Raw genomic sequence first — 21,798 nt, forward strand, 5'->3', positions numbered from 1 at the left:
TTGGATCATGGCCCTGAAAACGCCGTTCGCTGCCAGTGGGTTCCGCCAGCAAGTGTCGGGAATGGTTAACCCTCTTCGAATTCGAAGGGAGTGACTCCCCGGCGAATCCTGTCGAAGGCCAGCTTGCGACCGCGCGGCGGAAGCGAACGCTGCCTGCAGCCGCTGCGGTGGCACCGGGCGCAGCCGGGGCCGATCGGTTGCGAATCGGCGGGTCGCAGCGAGATGTCGCGCGCCTGAGCGAGATCTCCGGCGAGAACCGCCTCGACCCCCACGACCACGACGAATTGCGCCTCGCCGGGCGCGCCGCTCCCCTCGACCGTGCGCGCCATTGTCAGCCAGCCACCATCGCGCTCGCCGCTTTCGTCGAGCGCGACGAACTGGACCTGCAGTTCGCCCGCGCGATCGAAGGCGCGGTGGGCGTGCCACAGCGGGCAGCTCGCGTCCGATTCGATGAAGCGGGCAGTGCTCGCTCCGGTGAAGGTCTTGGAAAACTGCCCCGCCCGATCGAGCCGGATCATGAAGAAGGGAAGTCCGCGCTGGCCGACGCGCTGCAAGGTCGTGAGGCGATGCGCGAGCTGTTCGAAGCTGACCCCGAAGCGCCGCTCGAGCACGGGGAGGTCGTAGCCCGTGGCTTCGCAGGCCCGCAGGAAGCGCCCGTAGGGCATGATCAGCGCGGCCGCGACATACCCGGTCAGATGGCGTGCAAAGAGCGCGCGGGCCGCCTCGTCGTCGAACTTAGCTCCCTTGGCGACCGCATCGATCACATCGGCGAATTCGAGCTGCGCGATTTGCAGCGCCAGCTGGAAGTTGCGCGACGGCATGCTGAGCATTTCCGACAGCTGGATCTGACGCGCATGAAGGTCGAGCCTCCTGAGGCTGTCGGGCATTATCTCCCGCGGCAGAATCCGGACCGACAGCTGATGGCGCTCGCGCAGGCGCTCGGTGAGTCCGAGACCGATGTCGCCGCGCGACAGGCGCATGTCGTCGGCGAGATCTTCCGCCGCGGCATCGAGATCGGCGAAATGGTTGCGCCAGCGCTCGATCTCGCGCCGCGAGGCGGTCAGCGGGTCCTCACTCCCGCCCGTGGCAGGTGCGGCATTGTCATAGAGGCGCGCGAAGGCGGCCGCGACCTGCGGAGACGACGCAAGGAATTCCTGCAGTTCCTCGCGATCGATGCCGAGATCGACGAAGCGCTCGTCGGCAAAGCGCCGGGCGAGGCCGTCCAGCCCGCCGATCGCCTCGTCCTCGCGTAGCGAGCGCGGATCGAAATCGAACTGTTCGACGAGCCGCATCATTACCCGTGCGCTGACCGGGCGCTGGTTGCGTTCGATGAGGTTGAGATAGCTCGGCGAGATGTCCAGCCGCGCGGCGGCGGCGGCCTGCGTCAGCCCGTCGCGCTTGCGGAGACGGCGGACCGCAGGTCCGGCAAAGAGTGCGTCCTCAGCCATTTGTAACTTTCTTGACTTCTTTACAAGTCATCTAGCCACTTCTCGGCAACAGAGACAAGATATTTTGTAAATATCCCTATCGATCGTACCTCTACGTGCCCACAAGAGGGTCAGGCGATCACGCCCCATGACGACAAGGAGCATACCCCGTGACCTATTCGGCCCGGATCAACGAACTGAACGAAACCATCACCGCCAACGGTGCGCCCTGGGGTGCGATCGATGCCGAGAGCGCAGCGCGTATGGTCGTCCAGAACCGCTTCCGCACGGGGCTCGACATTGCGCGCTACACCGCCAAGATCATGCGCGCGGACATGGAAGCCTATGACCGCGACCCGGCGAACTACACCCAGTCGCTCGGCACCTGGCACGGCTTCATCGCCCAGCAGAAGATGATCTCGATCAAGAAGCATTTCGGCAGCACCAAGCGCCGTTACCTCTACCTCTCGGGCTGGATGGTGGCCGCCTTGCGCAGCGAGTTCGGCCCCCTGCCCGACCAGTCGATGCACGAGAAGACCAGCGTTCCCGCGCTGATCGGCGAACTCTACACCTTCCTCAAGCAGGCCGATGCGCGCGAACTCGGCGGCCTGTTCCGCCAGCTCGACGACGCCAAGGCAGCCGGCGACGCGGTCAACACGCACCGCTTGCTCAAGGAAATCGACGAGCACGAAACGCATGTCGTGCCGATCATCGCCGACATCGATGCCGGTTTCGGCAATGCCGAGGCGACCTATCTGCTGGCCAAGAAGATGATCGAGGCGGGCGCGTGCGCACTGCAGATCGAGAACCAGGTGTCGGACGAAAAGCAGTGCGGCCACCAGGACGGCAAGGTCACCGTGCCGCACGAGGACTTCCTCCAGAAGATCCGCGCGATCCGCTACGCCTTCCTCGAGCTCGGCGTCCCCGAAGGCATCATCGTCGCCCGGACCGACAGCCTCGGCGCCGGCCTGACCAAGCAGATCGCCTATTCGACCGAACCGGGCGATCTCGGCGACCAGTACAACGCCTTCCTCGATTGCGACGAGGTCGATCCGGCGAGCATCACCAACGGACAGGTCTTCATCAGCCGCGACGGCAAGCTGCTGGCACCCAAGCGCCTGCCCTCGAACCTCTACCAGTTCCGCACGGGCACCGGCGAGGACCGCTGCGTGCTCGACTGCATCACCGCGCTCCAGAACGGCGCGGACCTGCTGTGGATCGAAACCGAGAAGCCGCATGTCGAGCAGATCGCCGGCATGGTCGACCGGGTGCGCGAGGTGATCCCCAATGCCAAGCTGGTCTACAACAACTCGCCCAGCTTCAACTGGACGCTCAACTTCCGCCAGCAAGTCTATGATGCATGGGCTGAAGCCGGGAAGGATGTGTCGGCCTACGAGCGCGACAAGCTGATGAGCGTCGACTACGACGCGACCGATCTCGCCGCCGAAGCCGACGAGAAGATCCGCACCTTCCAGGCCGACGCCGCGAAGCGCGCGGGCATCTTCCACCACCTCATCACGCTGCCGACCTATCACACGGCCGCGCTGAGCACCGACAACCTCGCCCGCGAATATTTCGGCGAGCAGGCCATGCTGGGCTACGTCAAGAACGTCCAGCGCGAGGAGATCCGCCAGGGCATCGCCTGCGTGAAGCACCAGAACATGGCCGGATCCGACATCGGCGACGACCACAAGGAGTACTTTGCCGGCGAAGCCGCGCTCAAGGCGGGCGGCAAGGACAACACGATGAACCAGTTCGCTGCGGCGTGACACCCGGGAGGAAGAGAGGATGACGACGATGACTGACGACATGCCCAAGACCGAGCCCGGCCGTGCCCGAGCGCTGTTCTCGACCGCCGATTTCCGCCTGCTGCGGACCGCGCTGACGCATTACGCCAAGGCGACCGACGATCGCGAGGAACTGGCGAAGATCAATGCCCTGCACCACCGGCTGGGGACCTACGTCCCTACCGAGTGACCCGTTTCGCGATTTCTCCTGGGGAGGAGAATACGGCCGTCGGAGCGTCCCCAACGCTCCGGCGGCCACTTTTCTGGGCGGCGTCAGCCCGCCGGCATCAGCCCCATCGCCGCGCTCGCCAGCGCCTCGGCACCGGTGGCGATGACCTTTTCCGCATCGGGCGCCCAGAAGGGCGAATGCAGCGAAGGCAGCGGCTTGCCGTCCTTCTCTAGGGCCTCGAGCATCGGGGCCGGCGTGCCGCTGATCCAGAAGATCGCCGACTTGATGTGATCGGGGTCGGCCCGACGATATTCGCTGAAATCCTCGCCCCCCATCACCGGCGGCATGGTGGCGACGCGCCCCTCGCCGAAGCGCTCGCCGAAACCCGCCAGCAGCTGCTCGGTGAAGTCGGGATCGTTATAGGTCGAGGGGGTGAAATCCTCTTGCACCTCGACCACCGGCATCAGCTCGTCGGGCAGCCCCGCGGCGATCGCCTCGCCCCTGGCGATCCGCGCGATCCCGTCGAGCAGCAGCTTGCGGTTTTCGTCGGAATAGCTGCGCACCGTCAGCTGCAGTTTCGCCTCGTCCGAGATGATGTTGTGCTTGGCGCCGGACAGGAAGCTGCCGACCGTTACCACCCCCGGGTCCAGCGGAGAGAGCTCGCGGCTGACCAGCGTCTGCAACCGCATGACGATGGCGCTGGCGAGCACGATCGGGTCCTTGGTCGTGTGCGGATAGGCGCCGTGCCCGCCGATGCCCTTCACCTGGATATTGACGCTGTCGACATTGGCGAGCGCATAGCCCGGCGTGATGCCGATGGTTCCGGCTGGCGCCGGAGCCGCGGCGTCGTGGAAGGCGAGCGCGTAGTCGGGCTTGGGAAAGCGCGTGTAGAGCCCGTCGGCGAGCATCGCCCGTGCGCCGCCGCCCGCCTCTTCGGCGGGCTGGAGGATCATCACCAGCGTGCCCTGCCATTCATCCTTGTGGTCGACCAGCAGCTGCGCCGCGCCGATGAAACCGGTCATGTGCGTGTCGTGGCCGCAGGCGTGCATCACCCCGGTGGTGACGCCGCTGGCGGGCGTCGCGGTTTCCTTGCTGGCGAAGGGCAGCCCGGTCTGCTCGACCACCGGCAGTCCGTCCATGTCGGCGCGGATGAGCACGGTCGGGCCGTCGCCGTTCTTCATCACCGAGACGACACCCGTCTTGCCGACGCTCTCGGTCACTTCGAAGCCGAGCTTGCGCATGCGTTCGGCCAGCTTGGCAGCGGTCTTGTGTTCCTGGAAACTGAGTTCGGGATGCGCGTGAAGATCGCGGTACAATTCCATCAGCTCGGGCATGTCCGCCGCGACATCGCTGCGGAGATCGTCGGCCTGGGCCGGTGCGGCGAGGACCATCGCCAGCGCGGCGAGACTTGTTGGAAAGGTTCTGTGCATACCCTCTGTTCTCCCGAGACATGGACCGCATGGACCACTGTCCATGGGCAAAAGCGCCACTGCCCGCTGCGGGGCCGATGTGGTCTGGCCCTGTGTTGCAGAGCCACGCGCAGTAGGAAAGCCCTACAGCCGGTAGGTCACCACCAGCGCGAGCGACAGCATGGTGACCATGATCAGGACCAGCGGCACGCCCGTGCGGACATAGTCGCGGAATTCGTAGGATCCCTCGGCCATGATCAGCATGTTGGTCTGGTAGGCGATCGGCGTGGCGTAGCACAAATTGCAGCCGAACAGCACCGCCAGCACCAGCGGTTCGGGCGGCAGGCCCAGCTTGCTGGCGATCGCGAAGGCGATCGGCGTGCCGACCGTCGCCGCGGTCGCGTTCGACGCGAAATTGGTCAGGAAGGTCATTGCCAGCATGATCGCGGCGAGCGCGGCAGCGGGCGAAAGATAGTCGAGCCCCGTCGCCATCACCGTGCCGACCCAGTCGGCCGCGCCGCTGTCGAGGATGATCCGTCCCAGTGCGATGCTCGCGGCGACCAGTACGATCACGCTGGCGGACAGCCCGCGGCCGACGCGGTCGAACTTCACGCAGCCAGTGACGAACATCAGGATCGCGCCGGCGAGCGAGGTGATGGCGATCGGCACCAGCCCGACCGAGGCGACAGCGATCGAACCGCCCATGATCGCGGCGGACAGCGCCGCCTTGGAGCGACGCGGCAGTTCGCGCATGCCTTCGAGCAGAAGCAGGCTATCGGCGCGGGCGAAATGCTCCATGTCGTCGGGCAGCCCCATCACCAGCAGCACGTCGCCTTCGGCGAAGCGGTGGTCGCCGCCTTCGGAGAACTGCTCCTTTTCGCCGACGAGGCGATCGGGGCGATGCGTGCCGATGACCGCGACGCCATAGAGGTCGGCGATACCCGAGCTCGGCAGGGTCCGCCCGATCAGGCGCGAATCGGCGGTGACGATCATCTCGCCCACGGCGATGTCGGCGCCGGTTTCGGAGGACCGGCGCCGGATGCGATCGATCACCCAGCTCGGCGCGGCATCGCCGCGCAGCACGTTCATCGCCTCCTCGATGGCCTCGTGCGTGCCGGTCATCCGCAGACGGTGCTGCGGCCGCATCAGGCCGGGCGGCACGTCGTGGAATTCGATTCCCGCAGGCAGGCGCGAGGCGAGCTCGGACAACTCGCGCCCGTTGAGCACCGAGTTCTCGGTCACGCGCAGGCGCGTTTCGAACAGGCGCTGGGCATGGACCGCCTCGACCCGATTGTCGCCCAACATGCGCGGCATGACGATCCACACGAAAGGCAGCGCGACGAGCGAGGCGATCAGAACGATCGGGGTGAAATGGAACACGTCCATTTCCTTCATCCCGAGATCGACCGCGATCGAGACGACGAGAATGTTGGTCGAGGTGCCGATCGTGGTCGCCATGCCGCCCATCAGCGAAGCGGCGTTGATTGGGATCAGCGTCTTCGAAGCGGGCATGGCGCCGCGCATGGCGAGCTGGACGAAGATCGGCATCAGCAGCACCAGCACGGGTGTGTTGTTGACGAACATCGAGAGGATGAAGGTCACCGCGAGCGAGAACAGCAGGCCGAGCTGGAGATTGACCTTGAACAGCCGCTCGAGGAAGCGGGCGGCGGGTTCGAGCGCGCCCGTCACCACCAGCCCCCGCCCCATGATCATCAGCGCGCAGATCGTGATCAGCGCGTAATGGCCGAAGCCCGAGAAGGCGAGGCTGAGCCCGTCGATCGGCTGGGTATCGGGGAGCGGGAAGAAATAGAGCCCGACCGCGATCACCGCGATCGTCAGCAGCGAGATGATCTCGACCGACATCCGCCCGCGGGCGAAGGCGACGAACATGGCGATGGTCACCGCCATCGCCGCAATCGCGTGGTATGAAGGAACCCCGATCATCCGGCGCCGGAACTCCCAGTTTATCCCGCGATGCGCAAGGCTTTAGTTTGGCACCCTTGGCCGAAGTGCCTGAATTCTATCGAACCAGCGCTTTGGCGATATGCCACCTGCCGAGGCACCCCACGGCAACCGTCGCATCCCGCAGAGCGATGTCCAACCATTTGTGTTTGCGATTTGACGCATCTTCAGACCGGATTTGAAATGTCGGCATTTCTGCAAACACCGATGCTAGTCTTTGGCATAAATTGAGTGGAGAGTGGTCGTTTGGCTCAGCACATCACTTTCAAAATCCAGGAGTGCCATTCTACATGAGCCCAATTTCAGTGCTGCCAATGATCAATACGTTATCGTCTAATGAGCGTTCGCCTAGGCCGATATACGAAATCTAAGATGGGCGGGTTCATGGGACGATTGATGCTAAGCCAGAGTGAAAATGCGGAAAACTCGAATGAACTTAAGTGACAACGCCAGATGAGAAAGTTTTTCCTTGGAGCCTTGCTCGTTGCAGTATTTCTTGCGCTTATATCAATTTGGCTGGATCGAGGGACACTCTACCTGAACGGTAAGATTGATCGCGATTTCGTGGAAAGAATCGAAAAATTTCCAAAGTCTCAGCTCAAGACCATCGTTATTGATAGCCCGGGCGGAACCTACCGGGACGCAATTGATGCAGCGAATTTGATTTTCGACAATAACATAGAGCTAGTTGTAGATGGAAAATGTTACTCAGCTTGCGCGTCAATACTGCTCGCATCTAGTACAAATGTATCAATAAAGAGCGGTTCTTTAATAGCCTTTCACAACATGGTTGGATTTTGGCACTATTTTGAGGAATATCTTCAAAATAATGAAGATTTTTCGATTGCCGGTTTTCAGGTATACCGTGATTCGGACGAGGTTATTTCCATCTACAAGCGATCAGGCATCAACCCCGATTTCTTCGTTGCCCTTGCGGCATTCCATCGAATTAATTGCATAGGGGTTGATAGGAACCCTGAAGGCGGGGATGTCACCCGACTGCGAATGATTACAGAAGCGGAGCTTTACATCCCCAATGAGGCTCTGTTCAGGCAATTCGGATGGAAGTTTAAGGAGGCGCACTTCCCAGATGAAGCCGAGTTGCGTGCTTTTCTAAAGGAGATGGATCAAGAACGCGGCACCGGTGTCTTTGCCGCCGAAGATCCGAACTACAAATTTCCTCAAGAGCTCGTTGATGCCGGGCTGTATATTGAATCTGTTCAGTTTTGTGATCAAGGCATGAATCCGTCAATTTGACTTAGGGGGGTACCCCCATCGATCCGTCGGGAGCTACGTGCTGTTTTGGGCATGGTCCCAGCGTAGCAGCGGTACCCGCAATTGGGGGCATTGGCGGAAATTCCGCTTTGGGTCTGGGCTGACGCGAAGCTGCGGCACGCGGCTTGACCCTAGTTTGATCTAGCCGCCACCCCAGTCGATTGCTCGACCCTTGGAAAATCCCGGCAAGTCAGACGATCAAACCCATGCGTGGTACCCCTGGCCGGACTCGAACCGGCACTTCGTAAGAAACTCGATTTTGAGTCGAGCGCGTCTACCAATTCCGCCACAGGGGCACTGGGTCGGGAGCGCGGCGGATAGCTCGTGCGGGGGACGCGTTCAAGCGGCGCGTTGCGCTTGGCTCAGAAATCCATGAACACGGCGACATGCGCGAGGCGCGGCGCATCCTTGTGCTTCGCGCCGAGAGCGCCGAGCGCGAGCACGGGGCCGCCGCGCTCGTCGGACAGCGACAACTGGACAGCCGGGGGCGTGAAGTCGCGGGTATCGGTCAGGCGCGGCAGGACGGGTTCGGGAGGGCAGGCATCCTCGCGCGCCATTTCTCCGCTGCGCGGAAGGCTGGCGAGGTCGAAATCATGCGGCATGGGCGCCACTTGCGGCTTTGCCTTCGCGCGCTGCCCCGCCAGCGCGGGGGAGGCGCAGACGGCACAACATACCGCAATTCCCAATGCCTTGAACATGCGCGACCTTCCAAGTCTCTCTTATGCAAGAAAGACGTGCGAATCCCGCAGTCGGTTCCCGACCTGCCCGGCCTTGCGGCCGGAAGGCTCGGCTCAGGCCTTGAGCGCGCCCGCCAGCAATTTGTGCAGCTTCGAATGCAGCGCGTCGTTCGCCGCGAGCACCTGCTTCGCATGGATCGGCTGCGACCGCCCGCGGAAGTCCGAGACGAAGCCGCCCGCCTCGCGCACGATCAGGCAGCCGGCCGCCGTATCCCAGTCCTTGAGGTCGCTTTCCCAGAAGCCGTCGAACCGGCCGGCGGCGAGCCATGCCAGGTCGAGCGAGGCCGCGCCGAAGCGTCGGATCCCCGCGACCTGCGGGGCGATGGCGCTGAAGATCCTGGTCCAGTCGGCGAAATCGCCATGGCCCTGGAAGGGGATGCCCGTGGCGATCAGCGCCTCGGACAGGTGGCGCCGCGAGGAGACGCGCAGGCGACCGTCGTGCAGCCAGGCGCCGCGGCTCTTTTCGGCCCAGAAGGTCTCGTCGGTCACCGGATTGTAGACCACTGCGGCGGTCACGTCGTCCCAGCCGCCACCGCCGAGCTTGGGTTCCTGCACCGCGATGCTGATCGCGAAATGCGGAATGCCGTGGAGGAAGTTGCTGGTGCCGTCGAGCGGGTCGACGATCCAGCGCGGCTTGGTCTCGTCGCCCTCGATGATCCCGGCCTCTTCCATCACGAAGCCCCAGTCGGGACGCGCGGCGAGCAGCTCGTCGTAGATCGTGCGTTCGGCGATGCGATCGGCCTTGGACACGAAGTCGGCCGGGCCCTTGCGGCTCACCTGGAGGTGCTCGACTTCGCCGAAATCGCGACGCAGCCGGCCGCCCGCCTTGCGCGCGGCCTTCTCCATAACGCGGATGACACCCGATAGAACGGCCATGAAAACTCTCTTATTCGGTGAGGACGCGGATCGAACGCGCCTGCAGGTGGATGGTGCCCCAGTCGCAGGCCATGTCGAACCTGCTGCCCTCGATATGGAACGACTGGATGGCGTAGCGGCGCACCGCCGCGGGCGAATGTTCCGCGCGTTCGAGGCTGAGCTTCGAAATCCCGGCGAATTTCAGCAGGCCGGGGTGGAAGCAGCAGTCCTCGCCCACGCCCGGCGCCTCGTAGTCGGGATGGGCTTCCTCAAGGCAGAAATCCATTTCCAGCGTCAGCTCGTCGTCGTTGATGATCACCGCCCGCAGCACGCTGCGGACGAGATCGACGTTCTCGAACCGGCTGGCGATGGACTTGCCCACCGGATCAGCTGGCCTTGCCGACGTAGGTCTGTTCGTAGACGTCGACGACGATGCGCGTGCCGCTCTCGATATGCGGCGGGACCATGATGCGCACGCCGTTGTCGAGCACCGCGGGCTTGTAGCTGGACGAGGCGGTCTGCCCCTTCACCACGGCGTCGGCCTCGACGATGGTCGCTTCGACCTGCTGCGGCAGTTCGACCGAGATCGGCTTTTCGTCCCACAGCTCGAGCATGACTTCCATTCCGTCCTGCAGGAACGGGCGGGCATCGCCGAGAAGGTCGGAAGGCAGGTGGATCTGCTCGTAGGTATCCTTGTCCATGAACACCAGCATGTCGCCGTCCTCGTAGAGGAACTGGTAGTCCTTGGTGTCGAGCCGGACCTTCTCGACCGTGTCGGCGCTGCGGAAGCGGACGTTGGTCTTGCGGCCGTCCTGCAGGTTCTTCATCTCGACCTGCATGTAGGCGCCGCCCTTGCCCGGCTGGGTGTGCTGAATCTTGGCGACCTTCCAGATGCCGCCTTCGTATTCGATGATGTTGCCCGGACGGATGTCCACGCCGCTGATCTTCATGGGAAGCTACCTTCGACTTGTAAAAGAGCCAGTCCGCCCGCGGGGTGGACATGTGCGGCGCGCCTTAGCCGAGCGAGGCCGTGCGGGCAAGCGAGTGGAAAAAGGCCGCAGGCATCGCTATGTAGGTCGCGGACGGAACTGATGATCGACCTGAAGAAACTCATCCTGCTCGCTGCGCTGGCGGGCCTCGCCTCGCCCCCTGCCCTGGCGCAGGGGCGTCTCTCGCTGCTCGCGCAGGGCGAATATGTCTGCGCCCTGCCCGGCGACGCGACGGGCGCCGCCTGGATGGTCCAGGAGGGTCGCGAATTCGCGGTTACCGGCGGATCGAGCTATCGCACCGCGCAGGGCAGCGGGACCTATCTGATGGAAGGCAAGCTGGTCACCTTCACCCGCGGGCCGATGCGCGGGGCGAAGTTCATGCTGCTAGGTTCCGGCCTGCTCCAGCAGGTGGGGCGCGACGGGAAGCTCGGCCGGATGCGTTGCCATCGCTCGGGCCCGCTCGGCGACTGAGGTCCTAGCGTCCGGTGAGCATGGGATAGGGGTTGACCGCATTGGCGGGCTCCCACCACTCGGAGTCCCCGGTCGTCTGCAGGATCGCGAAATGGAGGTGCGGGGCCTCGTCAGTGGCATTCCCCGAACTGCCCACCGTGCCCAGCCGCTGACCCCGCCGCACGCGCTGCCCTTCCTTGAGCCCCTTCGCGTAGTCTTCGAGATGGGCGTAGTAGTAGATCGTCTCGCCGTCCGTAGAGCGAACATAGATCGTCTTGCCGCCGGCGTCCGAGCGGAACAGCTTTTCGACCATCCCCGGCGCTGCAGAGAGCACAGTGGTGCCTTTGGGCGCCATGATATCAATCGCCTCGTGCAATCGCGATCCGCCGCCGCGCGAGTCGCTGTAGGTGTCGGTGAGGTCGGAGGGCCGGATGTTCTGCACCGGAATCAGCAATTGCCGCGCTTGTGCGTCGCTGGGCGCTTCGGCCCCGCCGGTGTCGAGCTGGTCCAGTTTCCCGCCACCCCTATCCGCGGAAGGTGACGGGCTCGGCGCCGCTTCGGCGGGCCGCGTGACCTCGCGCTGGCTCACGCCAGTCGCATTTTCGATCAGGCTGCCGCCGAGCACGATCCAGACGGCGCTGGTCAGCGTAGCGGTAATGACGATCGTCAGGATGCGGTCTACGAATTTCATGCGCACAGCCTACCCTGTCACGCCTCGAAAATCACTTGGGTGGATTGCGAAACCATTCCGGCCAGCCGCGCCGCATCCCAATTGGTCAGGCGGACGCAGCCGCTCGACTGCGCGCGCCCGATGGTTTCGGGGTCGGGCGTACCGTGGATTCCGTAGTGGTCCTTGCTCAGATCGATCCACACGACGCCGACCGGGGAATTCGGGCCCGGGGGGAGCCGGTGGGTCTCGTCCTTGCCGTCCTTCTTTCCGAGCACTTCGGGATCGTAGCTGTAGGGCGGGTTATAGGCTTCGCCGACAATGTCCCATTCACCCAGCGGCAGCGGAAATTCGCTCGAGCCAGAGCTTACCGTGAACAGCGCCACCAGCTTGTCGCCCTGATAGGCCTTGAGCGTCTTGCCCGCCTTGCTCACCACGATGCGGTCGACCTTTGTCTGCTCGGTCCCTACCCCGAGCGAGGCGAGCGTGCGCTGCCAGTCGCCGTCGTCCACCGAGCCCGGCGCAATCCGGTCGCCGCCGATATTGGGCACGCGGACCTGCTGCCCGGCGGTGAAGAAGCCCTTGGCATCGTCCGGCTTCGTGGGAGTAGCGCTCGGGGTGGAAGTCGCTCCGGGAGTCCCGGAAGCGGAGCCTTGCTTCATCCCCGCAGGCCTGCCCCCGGGATTGAGCTGCTTGAGCACCTCAACGGTCGTGTGAAACCGCTCGGCCAGACGCTCGTCGAGCGATGCGTAGCCAAGCCGATCCAGCTCGGCCTTCTCGGCGACGTCCTCGGGCATGTCGGTATAGTCGGTTTCGCCCCAGCTTGCCGGTATCGTCACCACGCGGGTGGCGGGAATGCGCTCCCACTCGGCCAGCGCGGTCTTGGTGGCCTCGTCCAGCTTGCCGGTGACGTCGAGGTCGTTGGCTTCCTGGAAACCCTCGAGGGCATTGGTCGTGCTCATGCCCATCTTGCCGTCGATGACACCGGGGCCGAAGCCCACGCGGTCGAGCACGACCTGCGCCTGCATGATCGGGCGCTCCTCGGAATCCTCGATCTCGGCAGGCTGGGTGTCGCCAGTGCCGCTTAGATAGCGATCGTCGTTCGAGGCCATGGTATCGGCGAGATTACCGTCGCCATAGGTCTCGTAGCCGTAGTCCTTGCCGCCCTCCGCGCTTGCGACGGTATCGCTCTCGCGTTCGTTGTCCTGCCCCTGCATGCCGCAGGCAGCGAGGGCGAGCGAGGAAACCGCGGCGAGGACGAGATTGCGCATGAAAGAATGCTCCTGAATCACGGGACGCCGATCCGCCCCTTCAGGAGACCCAACTCATGCTGCGGCGATTTGCTCCGCGAAAGCCTTGATTGCAGCCACTTCGTCGCCGTTCCACACCGCGCCCGACACGGCGAGGAAGTCCGCCCCGGCCTCGACCAGCGGGCGGCAGTTCTCGGGCGTGATCCCGCCGATCGCGACCGAGGGGAGTTCGACCATCTCGCTCCACCATTCGAGCAGCTCGAGCTCCGCGCGATGTTCGGTTTCCTTGGTCGTGCTCGGGAAGAATGCGCCGAAGGCGACATAGTCCGCACCCGCCTCGCCCGCTTCGAGCGCGAGATGGCGCGAAGCATGGCAGGTCACGCCGATCTGCGCCTCTCGGCCCAGTTCCTCGCGCGCGTCCTGCGGGTCGCCGTCGCCCTGCCCCAAATGCACACCATCCGCCCCGAGCCGCTTCGCCAGGCCGATGTCATCGTTGACGATGAAGGCGACATCGCGCGCCGCACAAATCGCCTGCAGCGGTTCGGCAAGCGCCGCCGCCTCGTGCTGGTCCATCCCTTTCACGCGGAACTGGAACGCGGTCACGAGGCCGGGACCCGCATCGAGCGCGCGCTCGAGCCGCTGGGGAAAATCGCCCGACACATCGAGCGGCGAGATCAGGTAGAGCTGGGTCGGAGGCAGGATATCGGTCATCGGTCGCGCTCTCTACTGTGCCGATCGCATTTCGTCACGCGTTCAGAACCGCGAAAGCCTGACGAGGGTCTAGCAGCCGATATGAAAGCCTATCTCGCCGCCGCGCTCCTCGCCCCGCTCTCCGCCTGTGCTATCGTCCCTGACACACCGATGGCGAATGGCGATGCTGCCGCGCAGGGCACCGCGGTCGGCATCGATCAACCGGTCTGGGCGGGCGACACCATCGTCACCCCGCTCGCGGTCACCGAAGACAGCCGCTGCCCGATGAACGCGCGTTGCGTCTGGGCGGGCAGGCTGACCGTGTCGACGAGGATCGCCGCCACGCACTGGACGCAGACCGCCCCGCTGACGCTGGGCGAACCCTATACGGTCATGGGGCGCAGTTACGTGCTGGTGTCGGCGACGCCCGAGAAGACCACGGACCGGGAAATCCCCGCCCGCGAATATCGCTTCGTCATCGAGCGCCGCTGAGCGTCACGCCACGCTGGCGGCGTGGATCTGGTCGATCGCGCCCGACAGCGTGCCGTCGAATTCCTCGTCGCTCTGCGTCGCGCGCAGGTCCTGCAGCAGCCCGCGGCTGAAGCTGGCGATCATGCCGGGGTTCCTGGCCAGCTCGGCGCAGGCCTCGTCGGTCGAATAGCCACCCGAGAGCGCCACCACGCGGAGCACCTTGGGGTGACCGATCAGCCCGCCGTAGAGGCCCGCTTCCTTAGGGATCGAGAGCTTGAGCATCACCTGCTGGCCCTCGGGCAGCGCGTCGAGGCCTTCCTCGATCGCTTCGAGCAGGATCTTTTCCCCCTCGGCGCGATCGGCCGCGGCGATGTCGTATTCGGGTTCGAGGATCGGCACGAGACCGCAGGACAGGATGCGCGCACCTTCGGCGAACTGCTGGCGCACGACTTCCTTGATCCCGACCGGGTTGGCCGATTTGATGACGCTGCGCATCTTGGTGCCGAAGACACCCAGTTCGCGCGCGCGGTTGCACATGTCCTCGAGGCCCGGATTGGGCTTCATCAGCTGCGCGCCATCGCGCTCGTCTTCCAGCCCCTTGTCGACCTTGAGGAAGGGCACGATGCCGCGCTCCTTGAGCCGCGCGGGCACGCTCTTGCCGCCGCTGGCGCCTTCCATGGTCTTCTCGAACAGGATCGCACCGACCACCTTGCCGTTGCCGAAACAGGGTGCCTCGATGATGCGCTGGCGCATTTCGTGGATCAGGCCGAACATCTCTTCCTCGCTCGACCAGGCGCCATCTTCGATGCCGTAGCCCTTCAAGGCCTTCGGGGTCGAACCGCCCGACTGATCGAGCGCCGCGATAAAGCCCTGGCCCTCGGCGATACGCGCCGTCATCTCATCGAAAGTCATCTGGAAAACCCCGTCGCTTGGTGATGGTCGTGCATTCGTATGCGCGGCGCATACAAAAGCCCTTTCGCACCTGCAACGGGGACGGGCAACTTATTGTCAGGGCGCAATCAAGCGTTGCCGAAACGCTTCATGAATTGCCCCTGCGTAAGCATGGCCGCGAGCGCTTGCTCGATCTGCCCGCGGATGGTGCCGAGCGCAGCGTCCAGCTGTCGCGCGTCGAATGCGTCGGCCCGGCGATCATGGCGAGATGGCAGCACGCCGAATGCGATGAACATGTCGATCCACAACTGGCGGTCGACAACCTCGCCATCGAACTCTGGCATCCGCCCACGGCTGCGGAACTGATCGATGCGCAGCGCGAGGCACTCGGGCGGCGCGATGCTGCGAAGGGCCTGCCACGCCTCCTCGCCACGTCGGTTGAGATACAGCGGAGCGCCGACCAATTCGTAGAGGCGCTGGACCGCACCAGCGTGGAGCCGATTGAAGCGCCGCGCCTCGACGGTCGTGTCCTCCGTCGCGGGCAGGCATTCGGCCAACAGTACGGCTTGCGTCAACAACAGGCGCGAGTCTGCCGAGAACAGTGGACCGAGTTCAGCCGAGGCGGGACCAAGCGGGATCAGGTTCGCGGCCCAGGGTGCCTCGATCGCATGGGGTTCCCACCCAGATGCCCTTGCCGAGGAGGCGGAAAAGGTGGGCATGGCGCTCTCCGACGGATCGACCGCGATGCCGATGTGCGACGTCGCCAGCGCTTCGAGCAGCGGCAGCGCAATTCTCTGGCCCTCGCAAGCCCTGTCGCCTCGCGTGCGCAGGTCGATGAATAGATCGGCCTCCAGCTGCCGACCGTCCGCAAGCCGGGCGGACGTCACACCGCCGCTTCCTTCGCGGACCAAGTCGGCAACCTCGCCCTCGACGCTCACGATGCGCGCGGCCGCAATCCGATTGCGCAGCAAATTCGCCAGCGCCATGCGGTCGATGATTGCCAAGGGGCCAAGCATGGCGAAGGGCGATTCCGGCGCATCCTCGGGGAGCGCCATCCGCCCCGCGGCCGCGGCACGGGCGCAGAAGCGGAATCCCGCGTAGTGCTCGCCGAAGCGGTCGAGCGCTCCGGCCTGTCCGGCGACGCAGTGCAGCACCTGGTGCAAGGGCAGGCCGGCGATCGCCGGCAGGTCACCCGAAGGCGCGACAATCGTGCGCGTCCCCGCACCACCAAATCCCTCGAGCGCATAGCCGAGCGCGAAACGCGCGCCGGCATCTGCCAGCTCGGACGCACCGATGCCCAGAGCACGGAAGTAGGGGTCCTGAAGCGGAATCGCGATCGCCTCGGCTGGGCAGCGACGGCTCTCGACGACGGTGATCGCGACCGCCGCGGGAAGGTGCGCCGCTAGCATGGCAGCGACCGGCCACACATCGACCGTGTTACCGAACAGGAGGTATGAACCGAGCGGGCGGGTCATGGCTTTGCCTCGTGCCCGACGAAGGCGGCACCAGACGCGCGGAGGAATTCGCGATGATCGGGCATTTCCGCGGCGTCGCGGGCAATTCGCGAGCGAAGCTGCGCGAGCCCTTGGGGCAGCTCGTCCTCGCCCATCGCCCCGGCGCGAGGGTCCCAGCCCTGCGGCACGATATTCTGGCCGAGGAAGACCGCGATCCAGCTGACCGGCTGGAACAGGCCATGTGCATAGTCGGGCAGGATCGCCCGCACGCGGAAGTCCTCGATCTTTTCGGCGAGGCTGTCGGGAATGGGCATGGCGCGCATCGCCCGCCAGAACTCTTCCTCGCGCTGGTTGGCGACATAGTGCAGCACGAGAAAATCGCGGATGCGTTCGAATTCTAGCGCCATCAGCCGATCGTATTCGCGCCGGTCGGCGTCCTCGATTCCCGCGCAGGGAAACAGCTCGACGAGATTGAGGATGCCGCTCTGGATCAGGTCGATGCTGGTCGATTCGAGCGGTTCGAGGAAGCCGCCCGAAAGGCCGATGGCGACGCAATTTCCGCGCCACAGCGATCGGCGTCGCCCGGTGGTGAAACGGAGCTGGCGCGGTTCGCCGCCCGCCTCGCCCTCGAGACTGGCCATCAGGAAATCGCGTGCCGCCCCGTCATCCCAGTAGGCGTCGCAATAGACCAGCCCGTTACCCACGCGGTGCTGCAGCGGGATACGCCATTGCCAGCCCGCCGCGCGGGCTGTGGCGCGGGTGTAGGGGCCGTGCTCGCCGCCATTGGCGCAAGGCACGGCAAAGGCGCGGTTGCAGGGGAGCCAGTGGCTCCAGTCCTCGAACGGGGTGTCGAGCGTCTCGCCGATCAGCAGCGCGCGAAAGCCAGAGCAGTCGATGAAGAGATCGCCCGCGATCTCCTCGCCGCTTTCGAGCACCACGGCGGCGACATCGCCGCTCGCGCCGTCGCGCCGGACATCGACGATCCTGCCTTCGTGCCGAACCGCGCCCGCAGCCTGCGCCAATTCGGCGAGCCAGGCGGCATAGAGCCCCGCGTCGAACTGGAAGGCGTAGTCATAGGGCTGGCGCGGATCATCTTCGCGCGGAGGCTCGAAGCGCTCCTGCCACGCGGCGACGATCGGCAGCGAATATTCGCCGATCGGCGCTGCGTTGCCCGACGCATTGGCCCGCGCCCAGTAGTGGATGAAGGCCGCCGGGCCGATCGCCTCGCCATAGGTCCCGAAAGGATGGACGTAGCGGTCGCCCACCCGGCCCCAGTCGCGAAACTCGATCCCCAGCTTGATGGTCGCCGCGGTGCGCGCCATCATTTCGCGCTCGTCGATGCCGAGCAGGCGGTTGAAGCTGCGGATCTGCGGCAGCGTCGCCTCGCCCACGCCGACCGTGCCGATGGCGGCGGATTCAACCAGCGTGATCGACAGCCCGCTTCGTCCCAGCAGCCGGACAAGCGCGGCGGCGGTCATCCAGCCGGCGGTCCCGCCACCAACGATCACGACCTTCTGGACCGGTTCGCCCCCTTCCCCCATCGGCGCCCCGCGCTAGCGCGCAAACTCCTCGAGGAAGCGCCGTGCGATGGGGCTTTCGACGACCTCGGCCTTGACCAGCGAATTCCCCCACCAGAGCGCCTCGGTGTTGGCGAGCACGATCAGCGTCAGGCGCTTGTCCGGGACCTTGAGATAGAGTGCCGAGCCCTTCTGCTCGTTCCAGCCCGAATGCCACATCAGCCGCTGGCCGTCCCAGTCTTCGAGCCACCAGCCGCGGCGATAGTCGCCCAGCGGGCCGATCTCGGCCTCGACCAGTTCGCGGATCATCGTCGGCGGGATCAGCGCGCCCGCATCGAAGGCGATGTCGAAAGCGGCCATTTGCCGCGGGCTGGCGATAATCCCTGCCGCGGCACGGAAATCGTCGTCGGGCAGCACCTGCTTGACCGGGCGCCCGTCGACCACGTGAAACGGCGGCGCGAGGAAGCGCAATGCATCGCCGCCTTCGGGATCGCGCCAACCGAGCGCGGTGTTGCGCATGCCCGCCGGCTCCGCGACCCGGTCGCGCACGATCGCGCGCAAGTCCCGGCCCCCCGCACCGCTGATCGCACGGTCGATCCGCGCATAGGCGATCGGATTGTAGACGAAGGCGTCACCATTGGCGCGCATGTCGAGCATCTGCGCGAGCGTCAGCGGCTTTGCGCAATCCATCGGCGCAATGGCGTTGCCATGGCGGTCTTCCCCGCCGCTGCCGAAGGGTATCGGCGACCCGCTCAGCCATTCGCAGGTGTCGGCAAAACCGTCGTCCGACGACATGGGAAGGTCGAGCGACAGACCGCCCGCCAGCGCCTCGGCAATGATAGCGGTCGCGGCGATCGGCTTGGTGGTCGAGGCGATCTTGTAGGTGGTGTCGGCGGAGGTCGGAACTTCTCCCTCGTCGTCGGACCAGCCATAATAGCCTTCCCAGGCAATCTGGCCGTCGCGGATGATCACCGCGCTCAGCGCGGGTGTTCCGGTCTCCACACGGAAACCGGAGAGGAAAGCGTCGAAGCCTGCGAATTCGTCCACCGGTTCCCTCGTCTGGGCCCCCGCGACCGAGGACACCAGCAACAGAGCGAACAGGCAGAGGAAACGCAAGGGTCTTATCTCCTGGTGATTTTCCGGATGATGCCGTTGAAGCTCAGCACCGGCGCGCCGTCGGCGCGGATCATGCCGACGACATAGATCGTCTTGCCGCCCGCACGCACGACCTCGCCGCGCGCCTCGATCAGCTGGCCGACACGCGCGGGATCGAGGAAATCGCCCGCCAGGTGCATGGTCACGCCGTGCGAACCGGCCAGCGCATCGGTGGCGATGGTGAACAGCGCGCTGTCGGCGAAGGTCATCATGCAGCCGCCGTGCATGAAGCCGGCGCCGTTCATGTGGCGCTCTTCGGCGCGGAAGGCGGCGACCATCGTGCCGTCATCCTCGCGCCGTTCGTAGAAGGGCCCCGCCCGCTGCTCGAAAGCGTCGCTCTGCCAGGTCGACCAGCCGGCCCATTCGCCTTCGGTGATGGGCGCGAGCCCACCGCTCGACCCGACGGCTTCGTTCTCGCTCATGCCTTCAGCGCCGCGACGCCCGGGAGGTCCTTGCCCTCCATCCATTCGAGGAAGGCCCCGCCCGCGGTCGAAACGAAGGTGAAGTCGTCCTTCACACCGGCATGCGCCAGCGCCGCGACCGTATCGCCGCCCCCGGCGACAGAAATCAGCGAGCCGTCCTCGGTCAGCGCCGCAGCGGTGCGTGCGAGCGCGACGGTGGCCGCGTCGAAGGGTTCGATCTCGAAGGCGCCGAGCGGTCCGTTCCACACCAACGTGCGGCAGGTCTTGAGCACGTCGCCCAGGGCCTCGACCGCGAGCGGGCCCACATCGAGGATCATCTCGTCTTCGGCGACCTCGTGGACGTTGCAGGTGCGCAAGGACGGCGGGTTGGCGGCGAATTCCTTCGCCACGACCACATCGTAGGGCAGGTGGACGGTGCAGCCGGAATGGTCGGCCTCGTCCATGATGCGGTTGGCCGTCGCGGTGAGGTCGTGCTCGCACAGCGACTTGCCGACATCGACTCCCTTGGCGGCGAGGAAGGTGTTGGCCATGCCCCCGCCGATGATGAGGTGCTGGACCTTGCCGACGAGGTTCTCGAGCACGTCGAGCTTGGTCGAGACCTTGGCCCCGCCGACCACCGCCGCGACGGGCGGTTCGGGATTGCCGAGCGCGGCGTCGAGCGCCTTCAGTTCGGCTTCCATCGCGCGACCCGCATAGGCGGGAAGGAAATGCGCCAGTCCCTCGGTCGAGGCATGCGCACGATGCGCGGCGGAAAAGGCATCGTTGACGTAGAAATCGCCATGGGCGGCGATGCCCCTGGCGAATTCTGGATCATTGGCCTCTTCGCCGGGCCAGAAGCGGACATTGTCGAGCAGGCCGATGTCGCCATTGCCGAGGATGCCGATCGACTGTTCGACCACCGGGCCCATGACCTCGGGAATGAACATGATCTCCTTGTCCAGCACGCGCTCGACATCGCCCTGCACCATGCTGGTGCTCATGGTCGAATGGCGCTGCCCCTTGGGGCGGCCGAAGTGGGCGAGCAGCAGAACCTTGGCGCCCTTGTCGGCGAGCTCGAGGATAGTCGGCGCGACCGCCTCGACCCGCGTCACGTCGCTGGCACGGCCTTCCTGCATCGGCAGGTTGAGATCGACGCGTACTAGCGCTACCTTGCCGGTTACGTCGCCAAGGTCGTCCAGGGTCCTGAAACTGCTCATATTTCCGTCCTCAGAGGAACTTCGCCATCACGCCGGCGGTGTCGATCATGCGGTTCGAGAAGCCCCATTCATTGTCGTACCAGCTGACGACGCGGCAGAGCTTGCCTTCCATCACGCTGGTTTCGAGGCTGTCGATGGTCGAGCTGGCCGGATAGTGGTTGAAGTCGCTGCTGACGAGCGGCTGGTCGGTGTAGTCGAGCACGCCCTTCATCTTGCCTTCCGCGGCTGCCTTGAGCGCGGCGTTGAGCTCCTCGGCGCTGGTATCGCGGCCGGGGGTGAAGACCAGGTCGACGAGGCTGACGTTGGGTGTCGGGACGCGCACGCTCGAGCCGTCTAGCTTGCCGGCCAGTTCGGGCAGGACGAGACCGACCGCGCGCGCGGCGCCGGTGGTCGTCGGGATCATGTTCTGCGCACCACCGCGGGCCCGGCGCATGTCCGAATGCATCTGGTCGAGCATGCGCTGGTCGTTGGTGTAGCTGTGGATCGTGGTCATGAAGCCGCGCTCGATGCCCACGGTTTCGTGCAGCACCTTGGCCATCGGCGAGAGGCAGTTGGTGGTGCAGCTGGCGTTCGAGACGATCACGTCCTCGGCGGTCAGCACTTCGTGGTTCACGCCATAGACGATCGTGGCCGAGACGCCCTTTGCCGGGGCCGAGATCAGCACGCGCTTGGCGCCTGCCGCGAGATGCGGGCGGCAGGCTTCGTCCGACTGGAAGAAGCCGGTGCATTCGAGCACGATGTCCACGCCCTGCTCGCCGTGCGGCAGGTTGCCGGGATCGCGCTCGCTGGTCACCGCGATCGACTTGCCGTTCACGATGATGGCGTTGTCGCCGACCTCGACGGTGCCGGGGAAGCGGCCATGGGTCGAATCGTACTGGAACAGGATCGCATTCGACTTGGTGTCGGCCAGGTCGTTGATGCTGACGAGCTCGAGATCGTGGTCGTCACGTTCGAGGATGGCGCGCGCCACGAGGCGCCCGATACGTCCGAAACCGTTGATTGCAACCTTGGTCGCCATGGGTAAG

The 21,798-nt window shown here is 65.1% G+C and carries 22 protein-coding genes and 1 tRNA gene; 5 read left to right on the forward strand and 18 right to left on the reverse strand.

The window, feature by feature from the left end:
- Positions 1 to 65 precede the first annotated feature (65 nt).
- Complete coding sequence (locus ACN4E0_RS10190) at positions 66 to 1,448, reverse strand: helix-turn-helix domain-containing protein (RefSeq protein WP_419567557.1); 1,383 nt, start codon at positions 1,446 to 1,448, stop codon at positions 66 to 68.
- A 149-nt stretch (positions 1,449 to 1,597) separates the two neighbouring features.
- Here ACN4E0_RS10190 and ACN4E0_RS10195 point away from each other — a divergent pair, with 149 nt between their 5' ends.
- Together ACN4E0_RS10195 and ACN4E0_RS10200 are read left to right on the forward strand one after the other, a co-directional pair.
- A complete protein-coding gene (locus ACN4E0_RS10195; RefSeq protein WP_419567558.1) occupies positions 1,598 to 3,196 on the forward strand; it encodes an isocitrate lyase in 1,599 nt (532 codons plus the stop codon).
- Between the two features lie 19 nt (positions 3,197 to 3,215).
- Positions 3,216 to 3,404, forward strand: a complete 189-nt coding sequence (locus ACN4E0_RS10200) for a hypothetical protein (RefSeq protein ID WP_419567560.1) — start codon at positions 3,216 to 3,218, stop codon at positions 3,402 to 3,404.
- Between the two features lie 83 nt (positions 3,405 to 3,487).
- On the opposite strand, the gene ACN4E0_RS10205 is transcribed toward ACN4E0_RS10200, so the two are convergent.
- Both ACN4E0_RS10205 and ACN4E0_RS10210 read right to left on the reverse strand, forming a co-directional pair.
- The gene (locus tag ACN4E0_RS10205; protein ID WP_419567561.1) at positions 3,488 to 4,813 is read right to left on the reverse strand and encodes an amidohydrolase; all 1,326 of its coding nucleotides are present in this window, start codon (positions 4,811 to 4,813) and stop codon (positions 3,488 to 3,490) included.
- A gap of 123 nt (positions 4,814 to 4,936) precedes the next feature.
- The gene (locus ACN4E0_RS10210; protein ID WP_419567562.1) at positions 4,937 to 6,736 is read right to left on the reverse strand and encodes an SLC13 family permease; all 1,800 of its coding nucleotides are present in this window, start codon (positions 6,734 to 6,736) and stop codon (positions 4,937 to 4,939) included.
- 471 nt (positions 6,737 to 7,207) lie between these two features.
- On the opposite strand from ACN4E0_RS10210, the gene ACN4E0_RS10215 reads away from it, so the two are divergent.
- Positions 7,208 to 8,011, forward strand: a complete 804-nt coding sequence (locus ACN4E0_RS10215) for a hypothetical protein (protein ID WP_419567563.1) — start codon at positions 7,208 to 7,210, stop codon at positions 8,009 to 8,011.
- Positions 8,012 to 8,240: 229 nt separating this feature from the next.
- Here ACN4E0_RS10215 and ACN4E0_RS10220 read toward each other — a convergent pair.
- The 5 genes from ACN4E0_RS10220 to efp all read right to left on the reverse strand — a co-directional run bounded on the left by ACN4E0_RS10220 (position 8,241) and on the right by efp (position 10,571).
- A tRNA-Leu gene (locus tag ACN4E0_RS10220) sits at positions 8,241 to 8,325 on the reverse strand.
- Positions 8,326 to 8,391: 66 nt separating this feature from the next.
- Positions 8,392 to 8,727, reverse strand: a complete 336-nt coding sequence (locus ACN4E0_RS10225; RefSeq protein WP_419567565.1) for a hypothetical protein — start codon at positions 8,725 to 8,727, stop codon at positions 8,392 to 8,394.
- A 93-nt stretch (positions 8,728 to 8,820) separates the two neighbouring features.
- Entirely contained in the window at positions 8,821 to 9,642 is an 822-nt protein-coding gene (locus ACN4E0_RS10230; RefSeq protein WP_419567567.1) for an inositol monophosphatase family protein, read from the reverse strand.
- A gap of 10 nt (positions 9,643 to 9,652) precedes the next feature.
- Complete coding sequence (locus ACN4E0_RS10235; protein WP_419567569.1) at positions 9,653 to 10,003, reverse strand: hypothetical protein; 351 nt, start codon at positions 10,001 to 10,003, stop codon at positions 9,653 to 9,655.
- Between the two features lie 4 nt (positions 10,004 to 10,007).
- The gene (gene efp / locus ACN4E0_RS10240) at positions 10,008 to 10,571 is read right to left on the reverse strand and encodes an elongation factor P (RefSeq protein WP_221603728.1); all 564 of its coding nucleotides are present in this window, start codon (positions 10,569 to 10,571) and stop codon (positions 10,008 to 10,010) included.
- Positions 10,572 to 10,712: 141 nt separating this feature from the next.
- On the opposite strand from efp, the gene ACN4E0_RS10245 reads away from it, so the two are divergent.
- Complete coding sequence (locus tag ACN4E0_RS10245; RefSeq protein WP_419567571.1) at positions 10,713 to 11,081, forward strand: elongation factor P; 369 nt, start codon at positions 10,713 to 10,715, stop codon at positions 11,079 to 11,081.
- 4 nt (positions 11,082 to 11,085) lie between these two features.
- Here ACN4E0_RS10245 and ACN4E0_RS10250 read toward each other — a convergent pair whose 3' ends face one another.
- From ACN4E0_RS10250 to thiE, 3 genes are read right to left on the reverse strand one after another with little or no spacing between them, the layout of a single operon-like run.
- Positions 11,086 to 11,751, reverse strand: a complete 666-nt coding sequence (locus ACN4E0_RS10250) for a M23 family metallopeptidase (RefSeq protein WP_419567572.1) — start codon at positions 11,749 to 11,751, stop codon at positions 11,086 to 11,088.
- A gap of 17 nt (positions 11,752 to 11,768) precedes the next feature.
- On the reverse strand, positions 11,769 to 12,998 hold the full coding sequence (locus tag ACN4E0_RS10255; protein ID WP_419567573.1) for a L,D-transpeptidase family protein: 1,230 nt from the start codon (positions 12,996 to 12,998) through the stop codon (positions 11,769 to 11,771).
- A gap of 54 nt (positions 12,999 to 13,052) precedes the next feature.
- Positions 13,053 to 13,688: a thiamine phosphate synthase gene (thiE, locus tag ACN4E0_RS10260; RefSeq protein WP_419567574.1), complete on the reverse strand. Its 636-nt coding sequence runs from the start codon at positions 13,686 to 13,688 to the stop codon at positions 13,053 to 13,055.
- A gap of 81 nt (positions 13,689 to 13,769) precedes the next feature.
- Between thiE and ACN4E0_RS10265 the strand changes: the two genes are divergently transcribed.
- A complete protein-coding gene (locus ACN4E0_RS10265; protein ID WP_419567575.1) occupies positions 13,770 to 14,159 on the forward strand; it encodes a hypothetical protein in 390 nt (129 codons plus the stop codon).
- A gap of 3 nt (positions 14,160 to 14,162) precedes the next feature.
- Here the strand turns inward: ACN4E0_RS10265 and ACN4E0_RS10270 are convergent, their stop codons facing one another.
- From ACN4E0_RS10270 to gap, 7 genes are all read right to left on the reverse strand, one after another.
- Positions 14,163 to 15,050, reverse strand: a complete 888-nt coding sequence (locus ACN4E0_RS10270) for a fructose bisphosphate aldolase (RefSeq protein WP_419567577.1) — start codon at positions 15,048 to 15,050, stop codon at positions 14,163 to 14,165.
- A gap of 107 nt (positions 15,051 to 15,157) precedes the next feature.
- The gene (locus tag ACN4E0_RS10275) at positions 15,158 to 16,504 is read right to left on the reverse strand and encodes a tryptophan 7-halogenase (protein ID WP_419567579.1); all 1,347 of its coding nucleotides are present in this window, start codon (positions 16,502 to 16,504) and stop codon (positions 15,158 to 15,160) included.
- Positions 16,501 to 18,024 carry a tryptophan halogenase family protein gene (locus ACN4E0_RS10280; RefSeq protein WP_419567580.1) on the reverse strand — a complete coding sequence of 508 codons (1,524 nt, stop codon included), beginning with the start codon at positions 18,022 to 18,024 and terminating at the stop codon, positions 16,501 to 16,503. The genes ACN4E0_RS10275 and ACN4E0_RS10280 overlap by 4 nt, the downstream gene beginning before the upstream one ends.
- Before the next feature lie 12 nt (positions 18,025 to 18,036).
- Positions 18,037 to 19,116, reverse strand: coding sequence for a serine hydrolase domain-containing protein (locus ACN4E0_RS10285; RefSeq protein ID WP_419567582.1), 1,080 nt, complete (start codon positions 19,114 to 19,116; stop codon positions 18,037 to 18,039).
- A gap of 5 nt (positions 19,117 to 19,121) precedes the next feature.
- Positions 19,122 to 19,577, reverse strand: coding sequence for a PaaI family thioesterase (locus ACN4E0_RS10290; RefSeq protein WP_419567583.1), 456 nt, complete (start codon positions 19,575 to 19,577; stop codon positions 19,122 to 19,124).
- Positions 19,574 to 20,773, reverse strand: coding sequence for a phosphoglycerate kinase (locus tag ACN4E0_RS10295; RefSeq protein ID WP_419567584.1), 1,200 nt, complete (start codon positions 20,771 to 20,773; stop codon positions 19,574 to 19,576). The genes ACN4E0_RS10290 and ACN4E0_RS10295 overlap by 4 nt, the downstream gene beginning before the upstream one ends.
- Positions 20,774 to 20,783: 10 nt before the next feature.
- On the reverse strand, positions 20,784 to 21,791 hold the full coding sequence (gene gap, locus ACN4E0_RS10300; RefSeq protein ID WP_419567585.1) for a type I glyceraldehyde-3-phosphate dehydrogenase: 1,008 nt from the start codon (positions 21,789 to 21,791) through the stop codon (positions 20,784 to 20,786).
- Between the last annotated feature and the right edge of the window lie 7 nt (positions 21,792 to 21,798).

It is taken from the genome of Qipengyuania sp., from assembly GCF_048550555.1.
GTDB lineage: Bacteria > Pseudomonadota > Alphaproteobacteria > Sphingomonadales > Sphingomonadaceae > Qipengyuania.